At 72.6% G+C, this 21716-nt stretch carries 20 protein-coding genes and 1 pseudogene; 11 read left to right on the plus strand and 10 right to left on the minus strand.

The genetic code is table 11. From position 1 onward, the window contains the following. Positions 1-130 precede the first annotated feature (130 nt). Positions 131-502, minus strand: a complete 372-nt coding sequence (locus tag D3105_RS13235; RefSeq protein WP_097874772.1) for a hypothetical protein — start codon at positions 500-502, stop codon at positions 131-133. Between the two features lie 287 nt (positions 503-789). Here D3105_RS13235 and D3105_RS13240 point away from each other — a divergent pair. Beyond that, positions 790-1635, plus strand: a pseudogene (locus D3105_RS13240) (esterase/lipase family protein); the annotation flags it as partial. Positions 1636-1685: 50 nt separating this feature from the next. On the opposite strand, the gene D3105_RS13245 reads toward D3105_RS13240, so the two are convergent. Further along, entirely contained in the window at positions 1686-2726 is a 1041-nt protein-coding gene (locus D3105_RS13245) for a lytic polysaccharide monooxygenase auxiliary activity family 9 protein (RefSeq protein WP_118903438.1), read from the minus strand. A gap of 203 nt (positions 2727-2929) precedes the next feature. Between D3105_RS13245 and D3105_RS13250 the strand changes: the two genes are divergently transcribed. Beyond that, complete coding sequence (locus tag D3105_RS13250) at positions 2930-3445, plus strand: hypothetical protein (RefSeq protein WP_118903439.1); 516 nt, start codon at positions 2930-2932, stop codon at positions 3443-3445. A gap of 30 nt (positions 3446-3475) precedes the next feature. Here the strand turns inward: D3105_RS13250 and D3105_RS13255 are convergent, their stop codons facing one another. Further along, positions 3476-4129 carry a response regulator gene (locus D3105_RS13255; RefSeq protein WP_240646889.1) on the minus strand — a complete coding sequence of 218 codons (654 nt, stop codon included), beginning with the start codon at positions 4127-4129 and terminating at the stop codon, positions 3476-3478. A gap of 148 nt (positions 4130-4277) precedes the next feature. On the opposite strand from D3105_RS13255, the gene D3105_RS13260 reads away from it, so the two are divergent. The 4 genes from D3105_RS13260 to D3105_RS13275 are packed head-to-tail and all read left to right on the plus strand — an operon-like array spanning position 4278 to position 8888. Next, entirely contained in the window at positions 4278-5261 is a 984-nt protein-coding gene (locus D3105_RS13260; protein ID WP_118903441.1) for a Bug family tripartite tricarboxylate transporter substrate binding protein, read from the plus strand. Further along, positions 5258-5848 (plus strand): tripartite tricarboxylate transporter TctB family protein, encoded by a 591-nt coding sequence (locus D3105_RS13265; RefSeq protein ID WP_118903442.1) that lies wholly within the window; start codon positions 5258-5260, stop codon positions 5846-5848. Before D3105_RS13260 ends, D3105_RS13265 begins: the two co-directional genes overlap by 4 nt. 3 nt (positions 5849-5851) lie before the next feature. Further along, complete coding sequence (locus D3105_RS13270) at positions 5852-7381, plus strand: tripartite tricarboxylate transporter permease (RefSeq protein WP_118903443.1); 1530 nt, start codon at positions 5852-5854, stop codon at positions 7379-7381. 13 nt (positions 7382-7394) lie between these two features. Beyond that, positions 7395-8888: a trifunctional class I SAM-dependent methyltransferase/NUDIX hydrolase/VOC family protein gene (locus tag D3105_RS13275; RefSeq protein WP_118903457.1), complete on the plus strand. Its 1494-nt coding sequence runs from the start codon at positions 7395-7397 to the stop codon at positions 8886-8888. Between the two features lie 81 nt (positions 8889-8969). Here the strand turns inward: D3105_RS13275 and D3105_RS13280 are convergent, their stop codons facing one another. Both D3105_RS13280 and D3105_RS13285 read right to left on the minus strand, forming a co-directional pair. Further along, on the minus strand, positions 8970-9479 hold the full coding sequence (locus tag D3105_RS13280) for a DUF402 domain-containing protein (RefSeq protein ID WP_118903444.1): 510 nt from the start codon (positions 9477-9479) through the stop codon (positions 8970-8972). Then, positions 9463-10380 carry a GNAT family N-acetyltransferase gene (locus D3105_RS13285; protein ID WP_118903445.1) on the minus strand — a complete coding sequence of 306 codons (918 nt, stop codon included), beginning with the start codon at positions 10378-10380 and terminating at the stop codon, positions 9463-9465. The genes D3105_RS13280 and D3105_RS13285 overlap by 17 nt, the downstream gene beginning before the upstream one ends. Positions 10381-10450: 70 nt before the next feature. Here D3105_RS13285 and D3105_RS13290 point away from each other — a divergent pair, with 70 nt between their 5' ends. Next, a complete protein-coding gene (locus D3105_RS13290) occupies positions 10451-10825 on the plus strand; it encodes a GntR family transcriptional regulator (RefSeq protein WP_030721578.1) in 375 nt (124 codons plus the stop codon). Positions 10826-10889: 64 nt separating this feature from the next. Here D3105_RS13290 and D3105_RS13295 read toward each other — a convergent pair whose 3' ends face one another. Beyond that, positions 10890-11984 carry a DUF5925 domain-containing protein gene (locus D3105_RS13295; protein ID WP_118903458.1) on the minus strand — a complete coding sequence of 365 codons (1095 nt, stop codon included), beginning with the start codon at positions 11982-11984 and terminating at the stop codon, positions 10890-10892. A 231-nt stretch (positions 11985-12215) separates the two neighbouring features. Between D3105_RS13295 and D3105_RS13300 the strand changes: the two genes are divergently transcribed. After that, the gene (locus D3105_RS13300; RefSeq protein ID WP_118903446.1) at positions 12216-13019 is read left to right on the plus strand and encodes an SGNH/GDSL hydrolase family protein; all 804 of its coding nucleotides are present in this window, start codon (positions 12216-12218) and stop codon (positions 13017-13019) included. Between the two features lie 269 nt (positions 13020-13288). Next, complete coding sequence (locus D3105_RS13305; protein ID WP_006123458.1) at positions 13289-13552, plus strand: hypothetical protein; 264 nt, start codon at positions 13289-13291, stop codon at positions 13550-13552. Positions 13553-13607: 55 nt separating this feature from the next. On the opposite strand, the gene D3105_RS13310 is transcribed toward D3105_RS13305, so the two are convergent. The 4 genes from D3105_RS13310 to hmgA form a co-directional block, all read right to left on the minus strand. Next, positions 13608-14804, minus strand: coding sequence for a CaiB/BaiF CoA transferase family protein (locus tag D3105_RS13310; RefSeq protein WP_118903459.1), 1197 nt, complete (start codon positions 14802-14804; stop codon positions 13608-13610). Between the two features lie 58 nt (positions 14805-14862). Further along, on the minus strand, positions 14863-16158 hold the full coding sequence (locus tag D3105_RS13315) for a type ISP restriction/modification enzyme (RefSeq protein ID WP_118903447.1): 1296 nt from the start codon (positions 16156-16158) through the stop codon (positions 14863-14865). 99 nt (positions 16159-16257) lie between these two features. Then, complete coding sequence (locus D3105_RS13320; protein WP_118903460.1) at positions 16258-17064, minus strand: GntR family transcriptional regulator; 807 nt, start codon at positions 17062-17064, stop codon at positions 16258-16260. A gap of 57 nt (positions 17065-17121) precedes the next feature. Further along, positions 17122-18441, minus strand: coding sequence for a homogentisate 1,2-dioxygenase (hmgA, locus tag D3105_RS13325; RefSeq protein ID WP_118903448.1), 1320 nt, complete (start codon positions 18439-18441; stop codon positions 17122-17124). A gap of 185 nt (positions 18442-18626) precedes the next feature. Here hmgA and D3105_RS13330 point away from each other — a divergent pair, with 185 nt between their 5' ends. Then, positions 18627-19247: a TetR/AcrR family transcriptional regulator gene (locus D3105_RS13330; RefSeq protein WP_118903449.1), complete on the plus strand. Its 621-nt coding sequence runs from the start codon at positions 18627-18629 to the stop codon at positions 19245-19247. Between the two features lie 158 nt (positions 19248-19405). Next, positions 19406-21622, plus strand: a complete 2217-nt coding sequence (locus D3105_RS13335) for a molybdopterin oxidoreductase family protein (RefSeq protein ID WP_118903450.1) — start codon at positions 19406-19408, stop codon at positions 21620-21622. The last annotated feature ends 94 nt before the right edge of the window (positions 21623-21716 follow it).

Genomic DNA, 21716 nt, shown 5'->3' on the forward strand with positions numbered 1-21716 from the left:
CAAGATGTCGCACCGAGCGGACATCAGGAATTGTTCGTCCGGCACCGGGAGTTGGGGTGTTCGACGGGCGGGGGCGCCGAGGTGTCCTCGGGGCGGCGTTCGCGCGCCGCGTGCGACCGTCGGGCACGGATCACGTGTGGCTGAGGATCACCGTCAGGGCCACGAACTCCGCGAGGAGCTGGGCGGCGAAGGCTCCTTGGCGTGTGCGTACGGCCGTCGCGGCCAGGGCGACGACGCAGGCGACGACGGCCAGAGCGATGCTCCAGCCGAAGAGCCAGTCGGGCAGCGCGTCGCCGCACTGCTGCCCGTACGTCATGCAGCGCCCCGCTCGCTCGCCGGTGAGGGTCAGGAGCCCCGCGAGCAGGGCGGCGGGCACGAAGAGACCGGCGCACAGGCCGGACCAGAAGCGCGTGCGGTCCGTGGTGGCGGATCCCTCTGCCGCCGCCGGGCCCTCTTCGGTCGGCTGCGTCGGCTGGTGCGGCTGCGGTGCTGTGGTGTCCATGTGGTGATCCAACGCGGTCCCGCGGCCCACCGCATCGGTTCAGGTACTCGTATCGGGGTGCGCGACATACTCATGCGCACGCCGTCATGCGCGACGGGAGTGGCGGCGTCGCCACCGTCCCTCACCCATTACGCGATCCGGGCCGAGGCCGTGCCAGTTTTTACCGACGCGTAACTTCCCTCGCCTGCTTACTCGTGCGTAATTTGGCATGAGCACACTCAGCTTGTGGTCCGGGCCACAGGGCGCACCGCCATCGCACCTCCCTTGAGCCGCAAGGAGACCACACGATGCTGCCCTGGATCCGTGCTGCGCGCGTTCCCCGCACGCGCAGTCTGCTCGCCGCCCTGCTTCTCGCCCTCACCGTTCTCGTCGCCCCCACGGCGACCGCGAGCGCGGCCCCCGCTGCTGCCGAAGCGGCCACATCGCGAGGCTGGAACGACTACTCCTGCAAGCCTTCCGCCGCTCATCCCCGCCCGGTCGTCCTGGTCCACGGAACGTTCGGGAACTCGATCGACAACTGGCTGGTCCTTGCCCCCTACTTGGTCAACCGGGGATACTGCGTCTTCTCCCTCGACTACGGTCAGCTCCCCGGCGTGCCGTTCTTCCACGGCCTCGGACCCATCGACAAGTCCGCCGAACAGCTCGACGTGTTCGTCGACAAGGTGCTCGACGCCACCGGAGCCCCGAAGGCCGACATCGTCGGTCACTCCCAGGGCGGCATGATGCCGAACTACTACCTGAAGTTCCTCGGCGGCGCCGACAAGGTCAACGCCCTCGTCGGCATTGCCCCGGACAACCACGGCACCACGCTGCTCGGCCTCACCAAGCTGCTGCCGTACTTCCCCGGCGTGGAGAAGTTCATCAGCGACAAGACCCCCGGACTCGCCGACCAGGTCGCGGGGTCGCCTTTCATCACCAAGCTCACGGCGGGCGGCGACACCGTTCCCGGCGTCCGCTACACCGTCATCGCGACCAAGTACGACCAGGTCGTGACCCCGTACCGTACGCAGTACCTGGACGGGCCGAACGTACGCAGCGTGCTGCTTCAGGACCTGTGCCCGCTCGACCTCTCCGAGCATGTCGCGATCGGGACCATCGACCGCATCGCCTTCCACGAGGTGGCCAACGCCCTCGCCCGACGTCCCGGAGGGGCGCGGCAGGGGTACGGAGAGGGGCGCTGCGGTCAGCGGCTGTGGCGCCCCGTCGCGGCGGCGGCCCGCCGGCGCTGCGAGGCGAACAGCACGGCCGCACCGGCGGCGAGCACTCCGGCGCCCCCGATCGCCAGGTAGGTGCTGCTGCTGGAACCACCGGTCTCGGCCAGCACCTCGTCCTTGCTCGCGGTGTTGACCTCGGGGGTGTTGCCCTCGGCCTTCGTCTCCGGGGCGGCCGGAGCGGCGGCGGTGACCTTCGCCCCGGTGCCCGCGTCGTCGTCGCCGTGGCCGTTGTGCTCGACGGAGGACTTCTCGGCGCCCTCGGTGATCGCTTCCTCGGACGGCGCGGAGGGGGCCGGCGCCGGAGCCTCGGCGCCGGCGTCACCACCGGACCCCTGCTCAGCCTCTTCCTTCTCCGCCGACCCGCCGCCCGCCGACCCGCCGCCGAACGTCACGTCGGAGCAGGCGTAGAACGCCTCGGGGGAGTCGGAACGCTGCCAGATCGTGTAGACCAGCTGCCGCCCGGAACGCTCGGGGATCGTCCCGTCGAAGACGTACGAACCGTCCACCAGCGCCGGGTCGGTGACCTCGGCGAAGGGCTTCGCCTCCAGGTCCGACCAGGCCAGCGGCTTCGTGGCGTCGTACCCCGGCTTGGTCATGTACAGCTCGAACGACCCCTTGTGCGGGGCCGTCGCACGGAACCGGAAGGTGTGCTTGCCCGCCGACAGCGCGGTGGCCGGCCAGTCGGCGCGCGGAAGGTCGAGGCCCTTGAACTTGTCGTTGGCCGCGCTGCAGAGCTTGCCGTCCGGGATCAGATCACGGTGCTTGCCCGCCGCGTTGGCGATGTTGACCCCGTTCCAGTCGTACAGCGCCTGCGTACCCCCCGCCGCGACGGCCGCCTGGCACGCCGCCGACTTCGGACTCTCCGGCCCCTCCGCGAAGCACGCCGACACCCGGCTCACCGGGTCGGTCAGCGAACCGTGCGCGACGGCCGGCGTGGCGGTCAGCCCGGCCAGCGCGAGCGGTGCGAGTCCGAGGGCGAGAACTCCGGCGGCCTTGCGACGAGCGGTCATGGGTGGATCTCCTTCGATACGGCACTGCTGTCGGGGGTGGCGATCAGCAAGCTAGCCGTTCGGGAGGGCGAAAACCGCTGTTGGGAGGGGGTGAGGGTGATCCTTATGGTCGCTTTAAGGAAGGGCTAAGAGGGCGCTCAGGAAGCGCGGCGCGCGATACTCGACGGTGACGGGCGCAGCAGCCCGACGGGGGAGGGCGAACGGTGACGGTCGACCGGTGGGGCGAGGGCGAGCCGGTGCGGGAGGAGAGTCTGCCGCTGGAGTACGCCGTGCTTCCCGGGCAGCGGCGGTTGTGGCGGTGGATCGCTGTGGGATGGCTGGTGACCTATGCCCTCGCCGTTCTGTATCTGGGCGCGGGCAGCGGGGCCGCGCTGCCACTGTGGGCGGCGGCTCTCGTATGTCTGCCGGTGGTGACGGGGGCGGTGCAGTCCTGGCGCCGGTCGGCCGGCGGGACCCGTATCGACGAGGACGGGGTCACCACCGGGGTGTGGCCCGCCCGGCAGGTGTGCCGCTGGGAGGAGGTGCAGGCCGTCACCACCGTGCGCACCGGCAGTGGGCCCAGCGCCCGCACCTTCATCCAGCTCATACGGGCCGACAGCCGAGCCGTCACACTCCAGGCGCCCGTCGATCTGGCGGAGGACCCCGACCACAGGTTCCGGCGCGCCCACGCGATCGTGTGTGGTGCCTGGGAGGAGCGGCGCGCTCGCGGTACCTCCTGAGCGTGCGCCGTCAGCGGCGCCCCGGACCCCTCACCCCTTCCAGCGGTACCGCCGCTCCGGTCGCCCCGTCCCCCCGTAGCGCAGCGTCACCTCCGCGCGGCCCGTTCCGGTGAACCACTCCAGGTAGCGGCGCGCGCTCACCCGGGACAGGGATCCCGCCTCGGCGCACTCCGATGCCGACAGGCCCCCGGGGTGGTCGCGCAGGGTGCGTTCCACCAGGTCGGCCGTGGGGGCGGCCAGGCCCTTCGGCAGCTCGCGGGAGCCGGGTGGGCGGGTGCCGAAGATCTGGTCGACGTCCTCCTGGCGGGCCTCTCCCAGCTCGTCCAGGCGGGTCCGCAGCGAGGCGACATGGCGCAACTGCTCCTGGAGGGCGGAGCGGTTGAACGGCTTGATCAGGTAGTGCAGGGCTCCCGCCCGCAGCGCCGCCCGGATCACGCCCGCGTCCCGGGCCGCCGTGATGAACAGGGCGTCCGTGCTGGGGCGCGAGGCGTCCCGCTCCTCCGCCGTGCGCAGGGCCCGCAGCACGTCGATCCCGTCCATGTCCGGCAGGTAGATGTCGAGCAGCACCAGATCGGGGTGCAGCCGCTCGGCGGCCCGCAGGGCGTCGGCGCCGGTGTGCGCCACCCCGACCACCGTAAAACCGTCCATCGCGGACACATAGCGGCCGTGCAGCTTCGCGACCATGAAGTCGTCGTCCACCACCAGCACAGTTGTCACGCCGCCACGCTAGGCCGCGACCTCAATGACCACAACGTCCGTTGATACCGGAAGAGAGACAGCTTCTTAACGCGCAGGCAACATGTGGGCCACTTCACAGCGAAAGGCGGAACCTGTGCGACTGCGCACTCTCCTCGCCCTGTTCGGGGCCGCGTTGCTCGTGGTGGTGGGGCCACCCCTGCTCTCCACGGACGACGGCTCCGACACCGGCACTCAGATTCCCGGGCTCCGCTTCATGGTCCCCAACACCCCCGGCGGCGGTTACGACATCACCGCCCGCACCATGGCCAAGAACGCCGAGGACGCCGGGCTCACCCACAACATCGAGGTGTTCAACCTGCCGGGCGCCGGCGGAACGGTCGGCCTGACCCGGCTCGTCGGCGAACACGGCAACGGCAAGCTCGCCCTCTCCATGGGCCTCGGCGTCGTCGGCGCCGTCCACACCAACAAGTCCCCGAGCACCCTCGCCGACACCACCCCGATCGCCCGGCTCACCGAGGAGCCCGACATCGTGGTGGTGGCCAAGAACTCGCCCTACCGCACCATCGCCGATCTCCTCGCCGCCTGGAAGAAGGACCCGGCCCGGGTCCCGGTCGGCGGCGGCTCCTCGCCCGGCGGCCCGGACCACCTCGCCCCGATGCTCATGGCGCAGGCCGCCGGCATCGCGCCCAAGACGGTCAACTACGTGCCGTTCGACGGCGGCGGCGAACTCCTCGCCTCCATCCTGGGCAACAAGGTCGGCTTCGGGGTCTCCGGGCTCGGGGAGTACCGCGACCAGATCGAGGCGGGCGAGCTGCGGCTGCTCGCCGTCACCGGCCCCAAGCGCGTGCCGGGCCTCGACGCCCCCACTCTGCGCGAAGCCGGACTCGACACCGAGTTCACCAACTGGCGCGGCATCGTCGCCCCGCCCGGTCTCTCCGACGCCGAACGCGACAAGCTCACCGGTCTCATCCGCGAGCTCCATGCCTCGAAGGAGTGGAAGGAGTCGATGAAGACGAACGGCTGGGACGACGCCTTCCTCGCCGGTGAACCCTTCGGCGACTTCCTCGACGAGCAGGACCGGCGCGTCGCCACCGTCCTCAAGGAGCTGGGGCTGTGACCACCGAATCGACAGAACCCGCCGGGTCCGCCGGACCCGCCGGACCCGCCGGATCGGCCGGGACCGCCGGGACCGCCGGAGCCAGTGGCGGTGCCCGTGCCTGGCTGCGTGAACGCTCCGAACTCGGCGTCTGCGTCCTGCTGTTCGCACTCGGCGTGCTCGTGCTCACCGACGCCCTCACCATGGACGTCGACATCGCCCAACGCGGTCCCATCGGCCCCCGCACCGTCCCCTTCGTCGTCGGCGCCGGGCTCCTGCTGGTCGGCGCCCTGCTCGCCGTCGACGTCCTGCGCGGCGGACGCGGCGAGGCCGAGGGCGGCGAGGACGTCGACCTCGACGAACCCGCCGACTGGCGCACCGTCCTCCTGCTCACCGGCGTCTTCCTCGCCGCCGCCGTCCTGATCGGCCCGCTCGGCTTCCCGATCGCCGGGGCGCTGCTCTTCTGGGGGGCCGCCTACGCGCTGGGCAGCCGCCACTACGACCGCGACCCCCTCATCGCCGCCGGGCTCTCCCTCTTCACCTACTTCGTCTTCGACAACCTGCTCGGTGTCCCCCTTCCGGGCGGCCCGCTGATGGGGGTGCTCTGACCGATGGATTCCCTCAACTCCCTCATCGACGGCTTCGGTACCGCGCTCACTCCGATGAACCTGCTGTGGGCCGCGATAGGCGTCCTGCTCGGCACGGCGATCGGCGTGCTCCCCGGCATCGGCCCGGCGATGGCCGTGGCGCTGCTGCTCCCGGTGACGTACGGACTCGACCCGACCGGCGCGTTCATCATGTTCGCGGGCATCTACTACGGGGCGATGTTCGGAGGCTCCACCACCTCGATCCTCCTCAACACCCCCGGCGAGAGCGCCGCCGTGGTCGCCGCGATCGAGGGCAACCCGATGGCCAAGGGCGGGCGCGGCGCCCAGGCGCTCGCCGCCGCCGCGATCGGTCACTTCGCGGGCGGCATGATCGGCACGATCCTGCTGGTCGTCCTCGCCCCGACCGTCGCATCCCTCGCCATCGGCATCGGCGCACCCGACTACTTCGCCATCATGGTGCTGGCCTTCATCGCCGTCACCTCCGTCCTCGGTGCCTCCCGCATCCGCGGCATCGCCTCCCTCCTCATCGGCCTCACCATCGGTCTGGTCGGCCTCGACCAGATGACCGGCCAGCAGCGTCTGACCTTCGGTTCGCTCCACCTGGCCGACGGGGTCGACGTGGTGATCGTCGCGGTCGGGCTCTTCGCGATCGGCGAGGCCCTCTGGGTCGCCGCCCACCTGCGCCGCTCCACCGGAAAGCCGATCCCCGTCGGCCGGCCCTGGCTCGGCCGGGCCGATCTGAAGCGCACCTGGAAACCCTGGCTGCGCGGGCCCGTCATCGGCTTCCCGTTCGGGGCGATCCCGGCGGGTGGTGCGGAGATCCCCACCTTCCTCAGTTACGTCACCGAGAAGCGGCTCTCCAAGCACCGCGACCAGTTCGGCAAGGGCGCCATCGAAGGCGTCGCCGGACCCGAGGCCGCCGCCTCCGCCTCCGCCGCCGGGACCCTCGTCTCGATGCTCACCCTCGGACTGCCCACCACCGCCGTCGCCGCCGTGATGCTGGCCGCCTTCCAGCAGTACGGAATCCAGCCCGGCCCGCTGCTCTTCGAGCGTGAACCGGAGCTGGTCTGGGGCCTGATCGCCTCGCTGTTCGTCGGCATGGTGCTGCTGCTCGCCCTCAACCTGCCGCTCGCGCCCGTCTGGGCGAAGCTCCTGCGGATCCCGCGTCCCTATCTGTACGCGGGCATCCTCTTCTTCGCCGCCGTCGGCGCGTACGCGGTCGGCGGCGAGTCCCTCGACCTGGTGATCCTCCTGGTCATCGGGCTGATCGGGTTCGGTATGCGGCGGTACGGGCTGCCGGTGCTGCCCGCCGTCATCGGGGTGATCCTCGGCCCGGCCGCCGAACAGCAGCTGCGCCGCGCCCTCCAGATCAGCGACGGCAGTGTGACCGGCCTGGTCAACACCCCGTTCTCCGTCACCGTCTACGTGATCGTGGTGCTGATCGTGACCTGGCCGCTGATCGGCCGGCTGATCGCGCGGTTGCGCGGTGACCGGAAAACGGCAGAGGAGTCCCGCACTGTCAGTGGCGGCTGAGAGCATCGGAGCCATGACCACGATCGACTGGGACGCGGCGGCCGGATCCTTCGACGAGGAGCCCGACCACGGGCTCCTCGACCCCGCGGTGCGCGACGCCTGGGCCGGGCGGCTGGAGAGCTGGCTGCCCGCCACCCGCGGCGACGTGCTTGACCTGGGGTGCGGCACCGGCAGCCTCTCCCTGCTCGCCGCGGGTCAGGGCCACCGCGTCACCGCCGTCGACCGCTCGCCCCGCATGGCCGAGCTGGCTCGGGCCAAGCTCGCCGGGACCGGTGCGGAGGTCCTCGTCGGGGACGCCGCCCGGCCCCCGGTCGGGGAGCGGGCGTTCGACGTGGTCGTGGCCCGGCATGTCGTCTGGCTGCTGCCCGACCCGGCGGCGGCCCTGGAGCACTGGTTCGGCCTGCTGAAGCCGGGCGGGCGGCTCGTCCTGGTCGAAGGCGTGTGGAACGGCACCGGACTGTCCGCCACCACGCTCACCGCCCTGCTCTCGGCCCACACCGAGCGCATCCACCACGAGGACCTGGCTTCCGACAGCCGGCTCTGGGGCAAGGAGGTCGACGACGAACGCTATGCGCTCATCGCCCGCGCGATGCCGCCCCACCGCCACACCGAGGTCGTCGACGTCCATCTGATCCTGCGCCGGGGCCCGGACGTCCTGCTGGCCCGCCGCTCCAACACCGGCTATGCGGACGGACTGCTCCACATGCCCTCCGGCCACGCGGAGGACGGCGAGGACGTCCGCGAGGCGATGATCCGGGAGGCCGCAGAGGAGATCGGCCTCCATCTCGACCCCGACGAGCTGCGGGTGGCCCTGGTGATGCAGCACCGGGGCCCCGGTGGCGGGGCGCGCATGGGCTGGTTCTTCGTCGCGGAGTACGACCCGGAGCGCCCGCCGCGCAACACCGAGCCGGAGAAGTGCTCGGAGCTGGCCTGGTTCCCGCTGGCCGCGCTGCCGGACGACATGGTGGCGTACTGCCGTGCGGGCCTGGACGGTTACCGGGCGGGCGAGTACTTCATGATCCACTGGCATCGGGACGGGGAGCCGATCGCGTACGTTCCGGGCGGTGCCGGGCGGGCCGTCCCGCTGCCCGCCGCCGGGGAGACCACCGGCCGGGTGCACCACATCGAGCTGTGGGTGGCGGACCTGGCGGCGACGGAACGCAGTTGGGGGTGGCTGCTGGGCCGCCTCGGCCATGTCCCGTACCAGCACTGGGCGCACGGCCGCAGCTGGCGGCGCGGCGACGCGTATGTCGTGCTGGAGCAGTCCCCGGACCTGGTCGCGGGTGATCACGACCGCCGCCGCCCCGGGCTCAACCACCTGGCGTTCCACGTCGGGGACCGGGCCGCTCTGGACGCCCTGACGGCCGAGGCCCCGGCGTACGGCTGGCGCCTGCTGTTCCCCGACCGCCATCCGTACGCGGGCGGCGACGGGCACCAGGCCGCCTATCTGGAGGACCCGGCGGGGTACGAGGTGGAGCTGGTCGCCGCCTCCCGGCCCGGCCCCTGAGCCGGGTGCCGTGCGGGGAACCCCCGTGCGACCTCTGAGCCGGGAGCCGTACATCGGGCCCGGGGGGCGGGGCCGGTCGGATCAGGCCAGCAGAGGAGCCAGCCCCTCGGACCTCGCCAGGCGTTCCAGCTCGTCCAGGGCCGAGGCCGCCGCACCGGCTGCCGCCGGGTCACGCTCAGCCAGGTCGCTCGCCTCGAACTCGTCCTCGTCCAGCCGCAGTACGCACGAGCCGTCGGCCGAGACCCACAGGTCCAGGTCCAGGTCCTCGACCGCCAGCACCCCGTCCGCGAGTACGGCGGGCCGGGCGATGTCGCAGTACCAGCCCTTGAGTCCGCCGTCGCCGGTGCGGACCTCCTTCACCGCGAACCACCGGTCCCGCCAGTAGTGCTCGGTGAACACGTCGCCCGGCTCGAACCGGACGAAGCCGAAGTCCCGCACCCCGGGCGCGGCCCACGGCGCCCGGACGGTCACGCGGACACCGTCGTCCCGGACCAGCTCCGCCGGATAACGGATCTTGGTGCGGCCCGCCTTGGTCAGGGCCACGACCAGCTCGTCCGAGCCGCCCGCGTGGGGCTCAGAGGGTGCGGACATGGCGGACCTCCGTCGCGCAGACCTGGTAGCCGAACCACTGGTTGACGGCCAGCATCGGGCCGTTGCCGGTGTCGTTGGAGGTGTAGGCGTCCGTGTAGCCGGCCGCCCGCGCCCGGTGCAGCGAGTCGTTCTTCGCCAGCTTCGCCAGGCCCCGCCCCCGGAACTCCCGAAGGGTGCCGGTCATGGAGCTCAGATACGTCCGTTCGCCGTCGGTGGTCGCCGCGCTGAACGCCGCCACCTTCCCGTCCACCAGCGCCACCGACGTGAGCCCCTGGTCGAAGGCCGGGTGCCGCCAGACGTTCGTCAGCCAGTCCTCGTAGTCGTCCAGCTCGGACGTGATGTCGCCCGGTTCGTCCGCCGTCACCTCGGAGTCCGCCTCGAACAGCGCCCGGGGGTCGTCGGCGAAGTCCGCCCCGGTCCGCAGCTCTACGCCCGGCGGCAGCTCCTGACACGGCGGCAGGGTGCCGCCCGCCAGGTCCAGCCGCTGGAAGTGGGCCGAGCGCTTGGGCTCGTAGCCCCGCTTACGGGCGAACTCCAGGCTCTCCGGGTTGTCCAGCACCCACGCGTACAGCACCGTGGCCCCGACCCCGGCCAGATGTTCCTCCGCCGTGCGCAGCAGCAGCGAGCCCGCGCCGCGGTTCGTGCGGCCGGGGAGCGTCTGCGGGGTGAAGTAGCCCTGCCCCGGCTCGGGGCTCTCGTGGGCGATGCCCGCCTGGGCCGTGGCGATGATCTCGCCGTCCTCCTCGGCGACCAGCAGCCGGTAGTGCTTGTCCGGATGGGCGTGCGTCAGGTCGTGGACGACCTGTTCGGGGGTGGCCACCATCCAGGGGACCGAGGCCCGGCGGACCCGGGTCCAGGCTTCCGCGTCGGACGGGCGGAAATCACGCACGATCACAGTCATGCGGTGGACCGTATGCGCAGCCGCGCCCCGAACGCCTCCCCTTTTTCCGCCGGTGGGGGACAATCGGCCCGTGACTGAGAAGATCGTCCTGGACCCGGACTCCGGCATCGCCCCGTACGAGCAACTGCGCACCCAGCTCTCCGAACTGGCCCGTTCCGGTGCGCTGCCCGTCGGCCACCGGCTCCCGACCGTACGCGGCTTCGCCGAGGAGCTGGGCCTCGCCGCCAATACCGTCGCCAAGGCCTACCGGGCCCTGGAGGCGGACGGGGTGATCGAGACCCGGGGGCGTAACGGAACGTTCGTCGCGGCCGCCGGGGGAGCGGCCGAACAGCGGGCCGCGACCGCCGCGCAGCAGTATGCCGAGACCGCCGAACGGCTCGGCCTCACCCGGCAACAGGCGCTGTCGCTGGCCAAGGACGCGGTCCGCGCCGCGTACGGGGACTGACCCCGCAGCCGTAAGCCGGGCCCCGGGCCCAAGGGTGTAAGCCGTAACCCTTGGCCCGTACGGCTCAGAGGTAAAGCCCCGCGTTCGCCCCCGTGTCCTGCTTCGGCACCGACGCGGGGCCGATGCCCCGGCGCAGCGCGTACAGCTCGGCCAGGGAGTTGCCCTCCCGGCCCACGCCTTCGTCCGTGCCCAGCCATGCCACCGACTCCTGGCGGTTCAGCGGGCCGACCTCGATCCTGGCCAGGCAGCGGCCGGGCCGGACGACCGCCGGGTGCAGCCGCTCCAGGTCCTCGTTGGTGGTGACCCCCACCAGCACGTTGCGGCCCTGGCCCAGCAGACCGTCCGTCAGGTTCAGCAGCCGGGACAGGGCCTGGCCCGCGGTGTGCTTGGCCTCGCCGCGGATCAGCTCGTCGCAGTCCTCCAGGAGCAGCAGCCGCCACCGGCCCTTCTCCGTGCCGTCGTCCTCGCCGATCGCGATGTCCATCAGATAGCCGACGTCGCTGAAGAGCCGCTCGGGGTCCAGCACACAGTCGACCTGGCACCACTCGCGCCAGGAACGGGCCAGGGTGCGCAGCGCAGAGGTCTTGCCGGTGCCGGGCGGGCCGTGCAGCAGGAGCAGCCGGCCCGCGATGTCGTCCGGGGTCACCTTCATCAGCCGGCCCATGGCATCGGCCACCGGCGCGGTGTAGTTGGGGCGGACCTCGTCCCAGCTCCCGGCGGCGATCCGGCGGCTGGTGCGGTGCGGACCACGGGTCGGCGAGACGTACCAGAAGCCCATCGTCACGTTGTCGGGCTGGGGTTCCGGCTCGTCCCGCGCCCCGTCCGTGGCCCGGCCGAGGACCTTCTCCGCCAGCTCCGCGCTGGTCGCGGTCACGGTGACGTCCGCGCCCCGGTTCCACCGGGAGACCAGCAGGGTCCACCCCTCGCCCTCCGCCAGCGTCGAGCTGCGGTTGTCGTCGCGGGTGGTCCGCAACACCCGGGCGTCCGGCGGCAGCAGTGTCGCCCCGGCCTTGATCCGGTCGAGGGAGGAGCTGTGGGAGTACGGCTGCTCGCCCGTCGCGAAGCGGCCGAGGAAGAGCGCGTCGACCACGTCGGACGGTGAATCGCTGTCGTCGAGGGTGAGCCGGATCGGCAGAGCGGATGCGGGGGAGTCGGGCATGGCGCTCATGATCCGGCACGGGGGAACCCCGCGCACCCGGTTTCCCGGCGCGTGCAGGGCGCCCCGGGGGTGCTGCAGCCGACGGGGCGACAGGAGGGTTTCGATGAGCGCCCGTTGAACCGCCGGGGGCGGACGGAAGCACTCCACTCTATTTTTGGCATGGACACTTCCGGTCGGGCGAGGGTGCTGCTACTACGGAGTAGGCAGATACCCCCTGCTCAAGGAGGTTCCATGAAAATGTCCAGACTCGTGGCGTTCTCGTCCTCTCTCCTGCTCGGCGCCGCCCTCGCCCTGACCGGTGCGGGGGTCGCGAACGCCGACTCGTCCGCCGCCGCCGTCGACTACGTCGCCCTCGGCGACTCGTACTCCTCCGGCGTCGGAGCCGGCAGTTACGACGGCTCCAGCTGCAAGCGCAGCAGCCGCGCCTATCCCGCCCTCTGGGCGGCCGCCAACTCCCCCTCGTCCTTCGACTTCGCCGCCTGCTCCGGCGCCAGGACCAACGACGTCACGGGCAGTCAGCTCGGCAGGCTGAACGCCTCGACCGACCTCGTCTCGATCTCCATCGGCGGCAACGACGCCGGATTCGCCGACGTCATGACGACCTGTGTCCTCCAGTCCGAGGCCACCTGTCTCAACCGGATCGCCACCGCCCGCGCCTACGTCGACTCCACCCTTCCGGGCCGGCTCGACTCCGTGTACTCGGCCATCCGCTCCAAGGCCCCCTCCGCCCAGGTCGTCGTCCTCGGCTACCCCCGCTTCTACCAGCTCGGCGGCAGTTGCGTCGCCGGTCTGAGCGAGAAGGAACGCTCCGCGATCAACGGGGCGTCCGACCACCTGAACACGGCCACCGCCAAGCGGGCGGCGGACCACGGCTTCACCTTCGGCGACGTCAGGACGACCTTCACCGGGCATGAGATCTGCTCCGGCAACTCCTGGCTGCACAGCGTGAACTGGCTCAACATCGGCGAGTCCTATCACCCCACCGCCGCCGGACAGTCGGGAGGCTATCTTCCGGTCTTCAAGTCGGCTCTCTGACCGGCGCGTTCCTCTGTCGGCCGCCTCATGCGGGAGTTGCGGGAGTCCTCGCCGGTCGGGGCCTCCCGCTTCGGGCCCGAACGACGGCGACCTAAGGGGCAAACCTGTCGAACTGCCCCAAGTCGTCCTGGAATCGCGCGGATTCGGTAACGGCCCGTCAACCTCCGTATATGTGTGCGCAATCGTGTGGCCGGGATACACGGGTGTCACCGCGGGACGATAGGGTTAACCTGCCCGGACCGGGTGCCCTCGTACGGGTGGGGAGTGACATGGAACAGATAACGGTGCGAAGCAGGCCGCGTGTGCCTGCCATCACATGCGGGAGCGGTGCGACCAGTACGCGCCTCGACCGCCATCTCGCGGTGCTCGGCGGTCCCGTCGTCCCGCAGCGCGAAGCGGCCGAAGCGACGCTGCTCATGCGTGAGCTGACCTCGCGTGATGCCGCGCACACCCGCCGGAGCAGGAGCGCCCGCGTGTCGCTCTTCGCGCCGCTGCGGCGACTGCGGCGCTCGCTCTTCGGCAGCCGCCGCTGACCCACGGCCCGGCTCGCCCGGGACCGAGCCGTCCCACCGCTCGGGACGGACCGGGTCAGGCGATCACTCCGTCCCGGCGCAGCACCGATGTCTGCTCGTCCGTCATCCCCAGGGCTCGCAGCAGCGCATCGGTGTGCTGGCCCAGCGCCGGTACGGCACCCATCCGTGGATCCTCGCCGCCCGGCAGCGTGATCGGCGGCAGCAGCGCCCGCAACGGCCCCACCGGTGAACCCACTTCCCGCCACCGGTCCCGTGCCGCGAGCTGCGGATGCGCCGCGACGTCGGCCACCGTGTTCAGCCGGGCACAGGCGATACCCGCCGCCTCCAGGCCGGCCAGCGCCTCCTCGCCCGTCAGGTGTGCCAGCGCCCGGCCCACCGCGTCGTCGGTCCGCTCCCGGTTCGCGGTCCGCGCCGCGTTCGTCGCGAAGTCCGGGTCCCCGGCCAGCTCGGGCCGCCCCAGCACCTGCTCCGCCAGCCGCCGCCACTCCCGGTCGTTCTGCACGGAGAGCAGCACCTGCTCTCCGTCGGCCGTGGTGAAGGCGTCGTACGGAGCGATCACCGAGTGCGCGAGACCGGTACGCGGCGGGGGCGTGGCCCCGTGCATCCCCTGGTGCAGCGGGTGGCCCATCCACTCGGCCAGCGCGTCCAGCATGGAGACCTCCACCGGGCCGCCCCGCCCGGTGGCCGACCGCCGCAGCAGCGCCGCGAGCACCCCGGAGAACGCGTACATGGCCGCCGCGATGTCGGCCGCCGGAACACCCGCCTTCACCGGCTGCTCCGCCGTCCCCGTCACCGAGACGAGCCCGGCCTCGCACTGCACGAGCATGTCGTAGGCCCGCTTGTGGGCGTACGGCCCGCCGGCCCCGTACCCGGAGATGTCGACGGCCACGAGCCGTGGGTGCGCGGCACAGAGCGAGGCGGCGTCGAGCCCGAGCCGGGCCGCCGCTCCCTGCGCCAGATTCTGGACGAACACATCGGCCCCGGCAACGAGTTCACGCACCACCGAGAGGCCGCGCGGGTCCTTGAGATCGACGGCGAGGGACTCCTTGCCGCGGTTGCACCAGACGAAGTGCGAGGCGAGACCGCGCGCCGCCGTGTCGTAGCCGCGCGCGAAGTCACCGCCGTCGGGGCGCTCCACCTTGATGACCCGGGCTCCGAGGTCCGCGAGCTGCCGGGTGGCGAAGGGGGCGGCGACCGCCTGCTCGACGGCCACCACCGTGATGCCGTCGAGGGGGAGGGGCAATGTGTTCATGACCCCGTGCATACCTGCTGACCGGCGCTTTCGCCACCCTCCGCTGCCCGGGCCGCCGCTACAGCAGCGCGAACTGCCCCTCCGGCCCCTCCTCCTGGTGGCCCAGGACGGATGCGGGGCGCCGCGCCGGGGCCGGGACGGGCAGCACGCCCGCCGCCCGCAGCTCGGCCGGACCGATCAGCGGCCCCGCCTCCAGCGCGGCCCGCAACTCCTTCCGGGGGCCCGCCGTGCCGTCCAGCAGAGCCAGTACGGTGATGAGTTCGAGCAGCTCCGAGGTCCACTCCCGGGGCCAGCCGCGCGCCCCGACCGCGTCGAGGCCGTCCGCGGCCGTGCCGTCCGGCCCCCGGCCCGCCGCTGCCGCAGCCCGGCGGCCGAACCAGAGCTCCAGCACCCGCACCCCGCCCACCGTGAACTCCCAGGCCTCCGCGGGCACCGGCGAGATCCGGCCGTCGCCGACGATCAGCGCCTCCTCCCCGGCGTCGTAGGACAGCTCCGTGGGACGGTCGGGGAGCGCCGCCCGCACATAGGGCCTGCGCCCGCCCGGCAGCCGGGGCCGCTCCCCGCCCCGGGCCCCGCGCGACTGGAGCCGCAGCAGCTCCCGGCCGAGCGCCACCCCCGCCGACCACAGCTCCGCGTCGGCCGGCAGCGGGACCAGGACGCCCGAGGCGGAGGGCCGGGCGGCGGCCAGGACCCAGGCCAGCACCGCTTCCGGGGTGAACGCGTCCGGCTCGGCGCCCCTGCCGCCGAGCCGCCCGCGCAGCAGGTCCAGCAGCCCCGGCGCCAGGTTGGGCTCCGTGCCGCCGGGCCTGCGGTGAAGCGGCCTGATCCGGCCGGGCCGCCCGGCCGGGGAGTGCCCGTCGGGCAGCAGCGCGGTCACGGACAGGGCGGGCCCGGCGTCCTCGGGGGCGGCGCTGTGTTCGACCGCGAAGAGCTGCTGCTCGTCGGCGACCCGCCACAGCTCCGGACGGGCCGCGTCGATCAGCCGGTGGTCGGGGAGCAGCCACTGTTCGTCGTACGGGCCGTGCAGGATCCGTACGGGGTCGGGACAGGGGCCCGGGTCCCGGGCGAAGCGGGCCGTGCCGGTGGACTGGCCGGGCAGGGCCGCGACCGAGGTGTGCGGCGTACGGGAACGGGTGGGCGCGAACAGCCGCTCCTGCTCGGCGGCTTCGGCGCCGGCCAGCCGCTCCCAGCGGGCCCGGAGCGCCACGGGGTCGGGGCCGCTCGCCCAGGCGCGGCCGGTTCTCAGCGGCCGTACCGACCACGGCATCAGCTCGTCCAGGGGGACGAACGCTTCGAGCGGCGAGGACTCCGTGTCCCCGCCGGATCCGGCCGCCGCCGTCCTGCGCGCTGCCACCGAGTCGTCCCTCCCCTGTCCGCCGTGACCTGGCCGCGGTGACCCGTCGGTCGTGGCTCTTCGCATCGTAACGGCGGGCGGTGTCCCCCCGGAGCGGGGTCAGTGGGCCTCCACCGTCACGGAGAAGGAGAACCGGTCGCCCCGGTAGCGGATCCGGGCCACGTCCACCACGCGCCCCTCCTCGTCGTACGTCACGCCCGTGTAGTGCAGGATCGGGCTGAGCAGCGGGACCTGGAGCAGCTCGGCGGTGACGGGGTCGGCGAGCCGGGCCTCCACCGTGTCGGTGATCCGGGAGATCCTGACCCCGACGACATCGCGCAGGACCTTCGTCATCGGCCAGCGTTCGAGGTCGGCCACGTCGATCCGGGCGGCGATGTCGGGGCGCACCGCGTTCTCCGCCCAGTTGGTGGGCTCGTCGCTCTCGCCGTCGCGGCGCAGACGCCGGTAGCGGGTCACCTCGGCGCAGTCGGGGAAGAACTCCGCGAGATCGCCGGGCAGGGGCACCGGGCCGTGGCCGAGCACGGTCGTCGCCTCGCCGGACTGCTGGGCCACGATCGCGTCGACCGAACCCAGCAGCCGGACCGGGGAGACCCGCCGGGCGCGCGGCTCGATGAACGTGCCGCGCCGCCGGTGCCGGCTGATCAGACCCTCCGTCTCCAGCTCCTTGAGCGCCTGGCGCATCGTGAGCACGCTGACCCCGTAGTGCGCGGCGAGCTGTTCCTCGGTGGGCAGCCGGGCGGAGGCGTCCTGCGGGCGGCCCAGTATGGAGGCCCGCAGGGACTGGGAGACCTGGTACCAGAGCGGCAGCTTCCGGTTCAGGACGAGGGAGTCGGGGGCGAAGGCGGGCGGATGGCGTGGCTGGTCCACGCCGCTGTCCGCCCCGGCCTGCTCATGGCTCTCGGTCATGTCGTCCCCGTCCCCGTCGCGTCCCATTCCGCCCCTCCGGGCCTCCGTGCCCGTCGGCTACGGCCGGAAGTTGCGGCTCAGACCCTGCCACACGTCGTCGTAACCGCGCTGCAGATGACCGGCGGAGGCCGCCTGCTCGGTCGCCGTGACCGGCCAGCGGGTCTCGAACATGAAGGCCAGACCGTCGTCGATCTTCTGCGGCTTCAGCTCCGCCGCGCTCGCCCGGTCGAAGGTCTCCCGGTCCGGGCCGTGCGCCGACATCATGTTGTGCAGGGAGCCGCCGCCGGGGACGAAGCCGTCGGCCTTCGCGTCGTACGCCCCGTCGATCAGGCCCATGTACTCGCTCATCACGTTGCGGTGGAAGTACGGCGGGCGGAAGGTGTCCTCGCCGACCAGCCAGCGCGGGGCGAAGACGACGAAGTCCACCCCGGCCAGCCCCGGGGTGTCGGACGGCGAGGTCAGCACCGTGAAGATCGACGGATCGGGGTGGTCGTAGCTGATCGTGCCGATCACGTTGAACCGGCGCAGGTCGTAGACGTACGGGGTGTGGTTGCCGTGCCAGGCGACCACATCGAGCGGCGAGTGGTCGTACGTCGCGGACCAGAGGTTCCCGCAGAACTTGTTGACCACCTCCACCGGGCCGTCGTGGTCCTCGTACGCGGCGACCGGGGCGAGGAAGTCCCGGGCGTTCGCCAGGCCGTTGGCGCCGATCGGGCCGAGGTCGGGCAGCGCGAAGGGGCGGCCGTAGTTCTCGCAGACGTAACCGCGCGCGGTCTCCTCCAGCAGCTCCACCCGGAAGCGGACCCCGCGCGGGATCAGCGCGACGTGGCCCGGCTCGACGTGCAGCAGGCCCAGCTCGGTGCGGAGCAGCAGCCCGCCGCGCTCGGGGACGATCAGCAGCTCGCCGTCGGAGTCGCTGAACACGCGGTCCGTCATCGAGGAGTTGGCGTGGTAGAGATGGATCGCCATCCCGGCGCGCTGCGCGGCATCGCCGTTGCCGCCGAGCGTCCACAGTCCGCTCAGGAAGTCCGTGCCGGGCGCGGGGTCGGGCAGCGGGTTCCAGCGGAGCCGGTTCGGGTCCGGCACGGTCTCGGTGAACGGGGCCGAGCGCAGGGCGCCGTTGTCGGTGCGGGTGAACGCCGGGTGGGCGGCCGAGGGGCGGATCCGGTAGAGCCAGGAACGGCGGTTGTCCGCGCGCGGCTCGGTGAACGCGGAGCCGCTCAGCTGCTCCGCGTACAGCCCGAGGGGCGCGCGCTGGGGGGAGTTGCGGCCGTGCGGGAGCGCCCCCGGCACCGCCTCCGAGCTGTGCTCGTTGCCGAAGCCGGAGGAATAGGTCAGCCCCTCGGCCGTCTTCCTCGCCTGGTCGATCGCGCTCATCCCGCACTCCCGGTGCCCAAGAAAGCCCTCGGATCCGCCGGACGACGAATCCTATGCACCACCGTAGGAATAGGAGCGGGGCGCGTCAACGGCATACATCGCGCCATACGGTGCGTGTGCCCGGGGGAGCCGGCCCTGTCGCCTCCGGTGTCCGGTCCGTGCGCGGGGCACGGCATCATGGGCCCGTGCCTCCTCAGCCCCCTGTCAACCCGAACCTCCGCCGCGCCCCCGTGCAGCAGCGCAGCGCCGACCGGCTGGCCCGGATACTCGACTCCTGCGCCGGGCTCCTCGACGAGACCGGTTACGAGCAGCTCACCACCCGGGCCGTCGCCGAGCGCGCCGAGGTGCCGATCGGCTCCGTCTACCGGTTCTTCTCCAACAAGCGCGCGCTCGTCGACGCCCTCGCGCTGCGCAACCTGGACACCTACGCGGACCGCATCGCCGCCCGGCTCGCGGACCTGCCCGCCGCCGACTGGCGCGCCGCCATCGACGCGGTGCTCGACGAGTACCTGGCGATGAAACGGAGCGTCCCCGGCTTCGCGCTCGTCGACTTCGGGCCGCCGTTCCCCGCCGAGGGGGCGGCGGACGACGCCAACCGGCGGCTGGCGGACCGGCTCGCCGTGCTGCTCGCCGGTCACCTCGGCCGCCGGCCCGAGGAGGGGCTCTCCCGGGCGATCCTGGTCAGCGTCGAGGCCGCCGACGCGCTGCTGCAACTCGCCTTCCGTACGGATCCCTCGGGGGACGCGGCCATCATCGCCGAGACCCGGACCCTGGTCAGGTCCTATCTCGCGCAGACGCTGGACTGAGCGACGGCCCCTGCCCGGGCCCCGCCCGCCTTCTCCTTCGTGCGACACCTCCCCACCGTGCGTACCGGTCGGTATGCTCGCCCGTGCCGGGGCTTTCGGGCTCGTCCCCGCCCGGCCCATGTCCGCGTGCCGTCGCCGCAGCCGCCCGGGGAGGGCCCATGTCCCACGATTCCCGCACCGCACCGCGTATCTGCCCCCTCTGCGAGGCCACCTGCGGCCTCACCCTCACCATCGAGGGGACCACCGTCACCGGTGCGCGCGGCGACCGCGACGACATCTTCAGCCGGGGCTTCATCTGCCCCAAGGGGGCCTCCTTCGGAGGGCTCGACGCCGACCCCGACCGGCTGCGCCTCCCCCTCGTGCGCGGCGAGGACGGGGAGCTGCGCGAGGCGGCCTGGGGCGAGGCGTTCGACCTGATCGCCGCGCGGATACCGGACCTCGTGAAAGCCCACGGCCCGCAGGCCGTCGGCGTGGTCCTCGGCAACCCCAACGTGCACACGATGGCGGGCTTCCTCTATCCGCCCCTCCTGCTCGGGGCCCTGCGCACCCGCAACGTGTTCACCGCGAGCACGCTGGACCAGATGCCCAAGCACGTCTCCAGCGGCCTGCTCTTCGGCGACGCGCACGCCATCCCCGTACCGGATCTCGACCGCACCGGCCACCTCCTGCTGATCGGTGCCAACCCGCTGGAATCCAACGGCAGTCTGTGCACCGCCCCCGACTTCCCCGGCCGGCTCAAGGCCCTGCGCCGGCGCGGCGGCACCCTCACCGTCATCGACCCGCGCCGCACCCGCACCGCCCGCCTCGCCGACCGACACGTCGCGATCCGGCCCGGCGCGGACGCTCTGCTCCTGGCAGCCGTCGCGCACACCCTCATCGACGAGAAGCTCGCCGACCCCGGGCCGCTGGCCGAGCACCTGGACGGCCTCGACGAACTCGCCGCCGCCCTCGCGGACTTCACCCCGGACGCGGTCGCCGCCGCCTGCGACGTGGACGCGGACACCATCACCGCCATCGCCCGCGAACTCGCCGCCGCCCCCACCGCCGCCGTCTACGGGCGCATCGGCAGCTGCACCGTCGAGCACGGCACCCTGGCCAGCTGGCTGGTGGACGTCCTCAACATCCTCACCGGCAACCTCGACCGGCCCGGCGGTGCGCTCTTCCCGCTCTCCGCCACGGCCCGTGCCCCACGTGCCGCCGCACCCGGGACCCGTAACGCCGCCCCCGGCAAGGGCTTCGCGCTCGGCCGCTGGTCGAGCCGGGTCTCCGGGCACCCCGAGGCCAAGGGCGAACTGCCCATCGCCGCCCTCGCCGAGGAGATCGACACCCCGGGCGAGGGCCGTATCCGCGCCCTGGTGGTCATCGCGGCCAACCCCGTGCTCTCCGCGCCCGACGGCGACCGGCTCGACGCAGCCCTCGCCGACGGGCTCGACTTCATGGTCAGCGTCGACCCGTACCTCAACGAGACCTCCCGCCGCGCCGACGTCGTCCTGCCCCCGCCGCCGCCCTCGCAGAGCGCCCACTTCGACTTCGCGTTCAACAACTTCGCCGTCCACAACCAGGTCCGCTACACCCGCGCCGCCGTCCCCCTGGAGGACGGGCGGATGGACGAGAGCGAGATCCACGCCCGGCTGATCCTCGCGGTGAGCGGCATGCACGGCGCGCCGCCCTCCGCCGTCGACGACCTGGCCGTCGACACCGCCCTCACCCGCGCCGGGGCCCCCAAGGAGCTGGCCGCCGGGCTCACCGGCGAGAGCGGCCCCGAACGGCGACTGGACCTGCTGCTGCGCCTCGGCCCGTACGAGCTGACGCTTCAGCAACTCCTCGCCCACCCGCACGGCATCGACCTCGGCCCGCTGAAACCCCGCCTCCCGGAGGTCCTGCGCACCCGCTCCGGCCGCGTCGAACTGCTTCCGGAGCCGATCGCCGCCGATCTGCCGCGCCTGCGCCGGGCGCTGGGCGACCGGCCGGCCCCGCTCGTCCTCGTCGGCCGCCGCCATCTGCGCTCCAACAACAGCTGGATGCACAACGTCGGCTCGCTCACCGGCGGGTCCAACGTCTGCACCCTCCAGATCCACCCCGACGACGCGGCCCGCCTCGGGCTGGCCGACGGGGACACCGCCCGCATCGAGTCGTCGGGCGGCGGGATCGAGGCCCCCGCCGAGATCACCGACACCGTGCGCAGCGGGGTGGTGAGCCTCCCGCACGGCTGGGGCCACAGCCGCCCCGGCACCCGCATGTCGGTCGCCGCCGCCGACCCCGGGGCGAACGTGAACCAGCTGCTCGACGGCACGCTCCTGGATCCGCTGTCCGGCACCGCGGTCCTGAACGCCATTCCGGTCTCCGTCACCCCAGCTCACCAGAAGCTGCCCTAGCATCACCGCGTTGACCTGGGGTTTTGCTCGTATTGCTCACGCGTCAACGTCTTGTTAACTCTTCGAGGAGGCCCCTAACGTCATCCGGACCGAC

The organism is Streptomyces globisporus, assembly GCF_003501885.1.
Classification (GTDB): Bacteria; Actinomycetota; Actinomycetes; order Streptomycetales; family Streptomycetaceae; genus Streptomyces; species Streptomyces globisporus_D.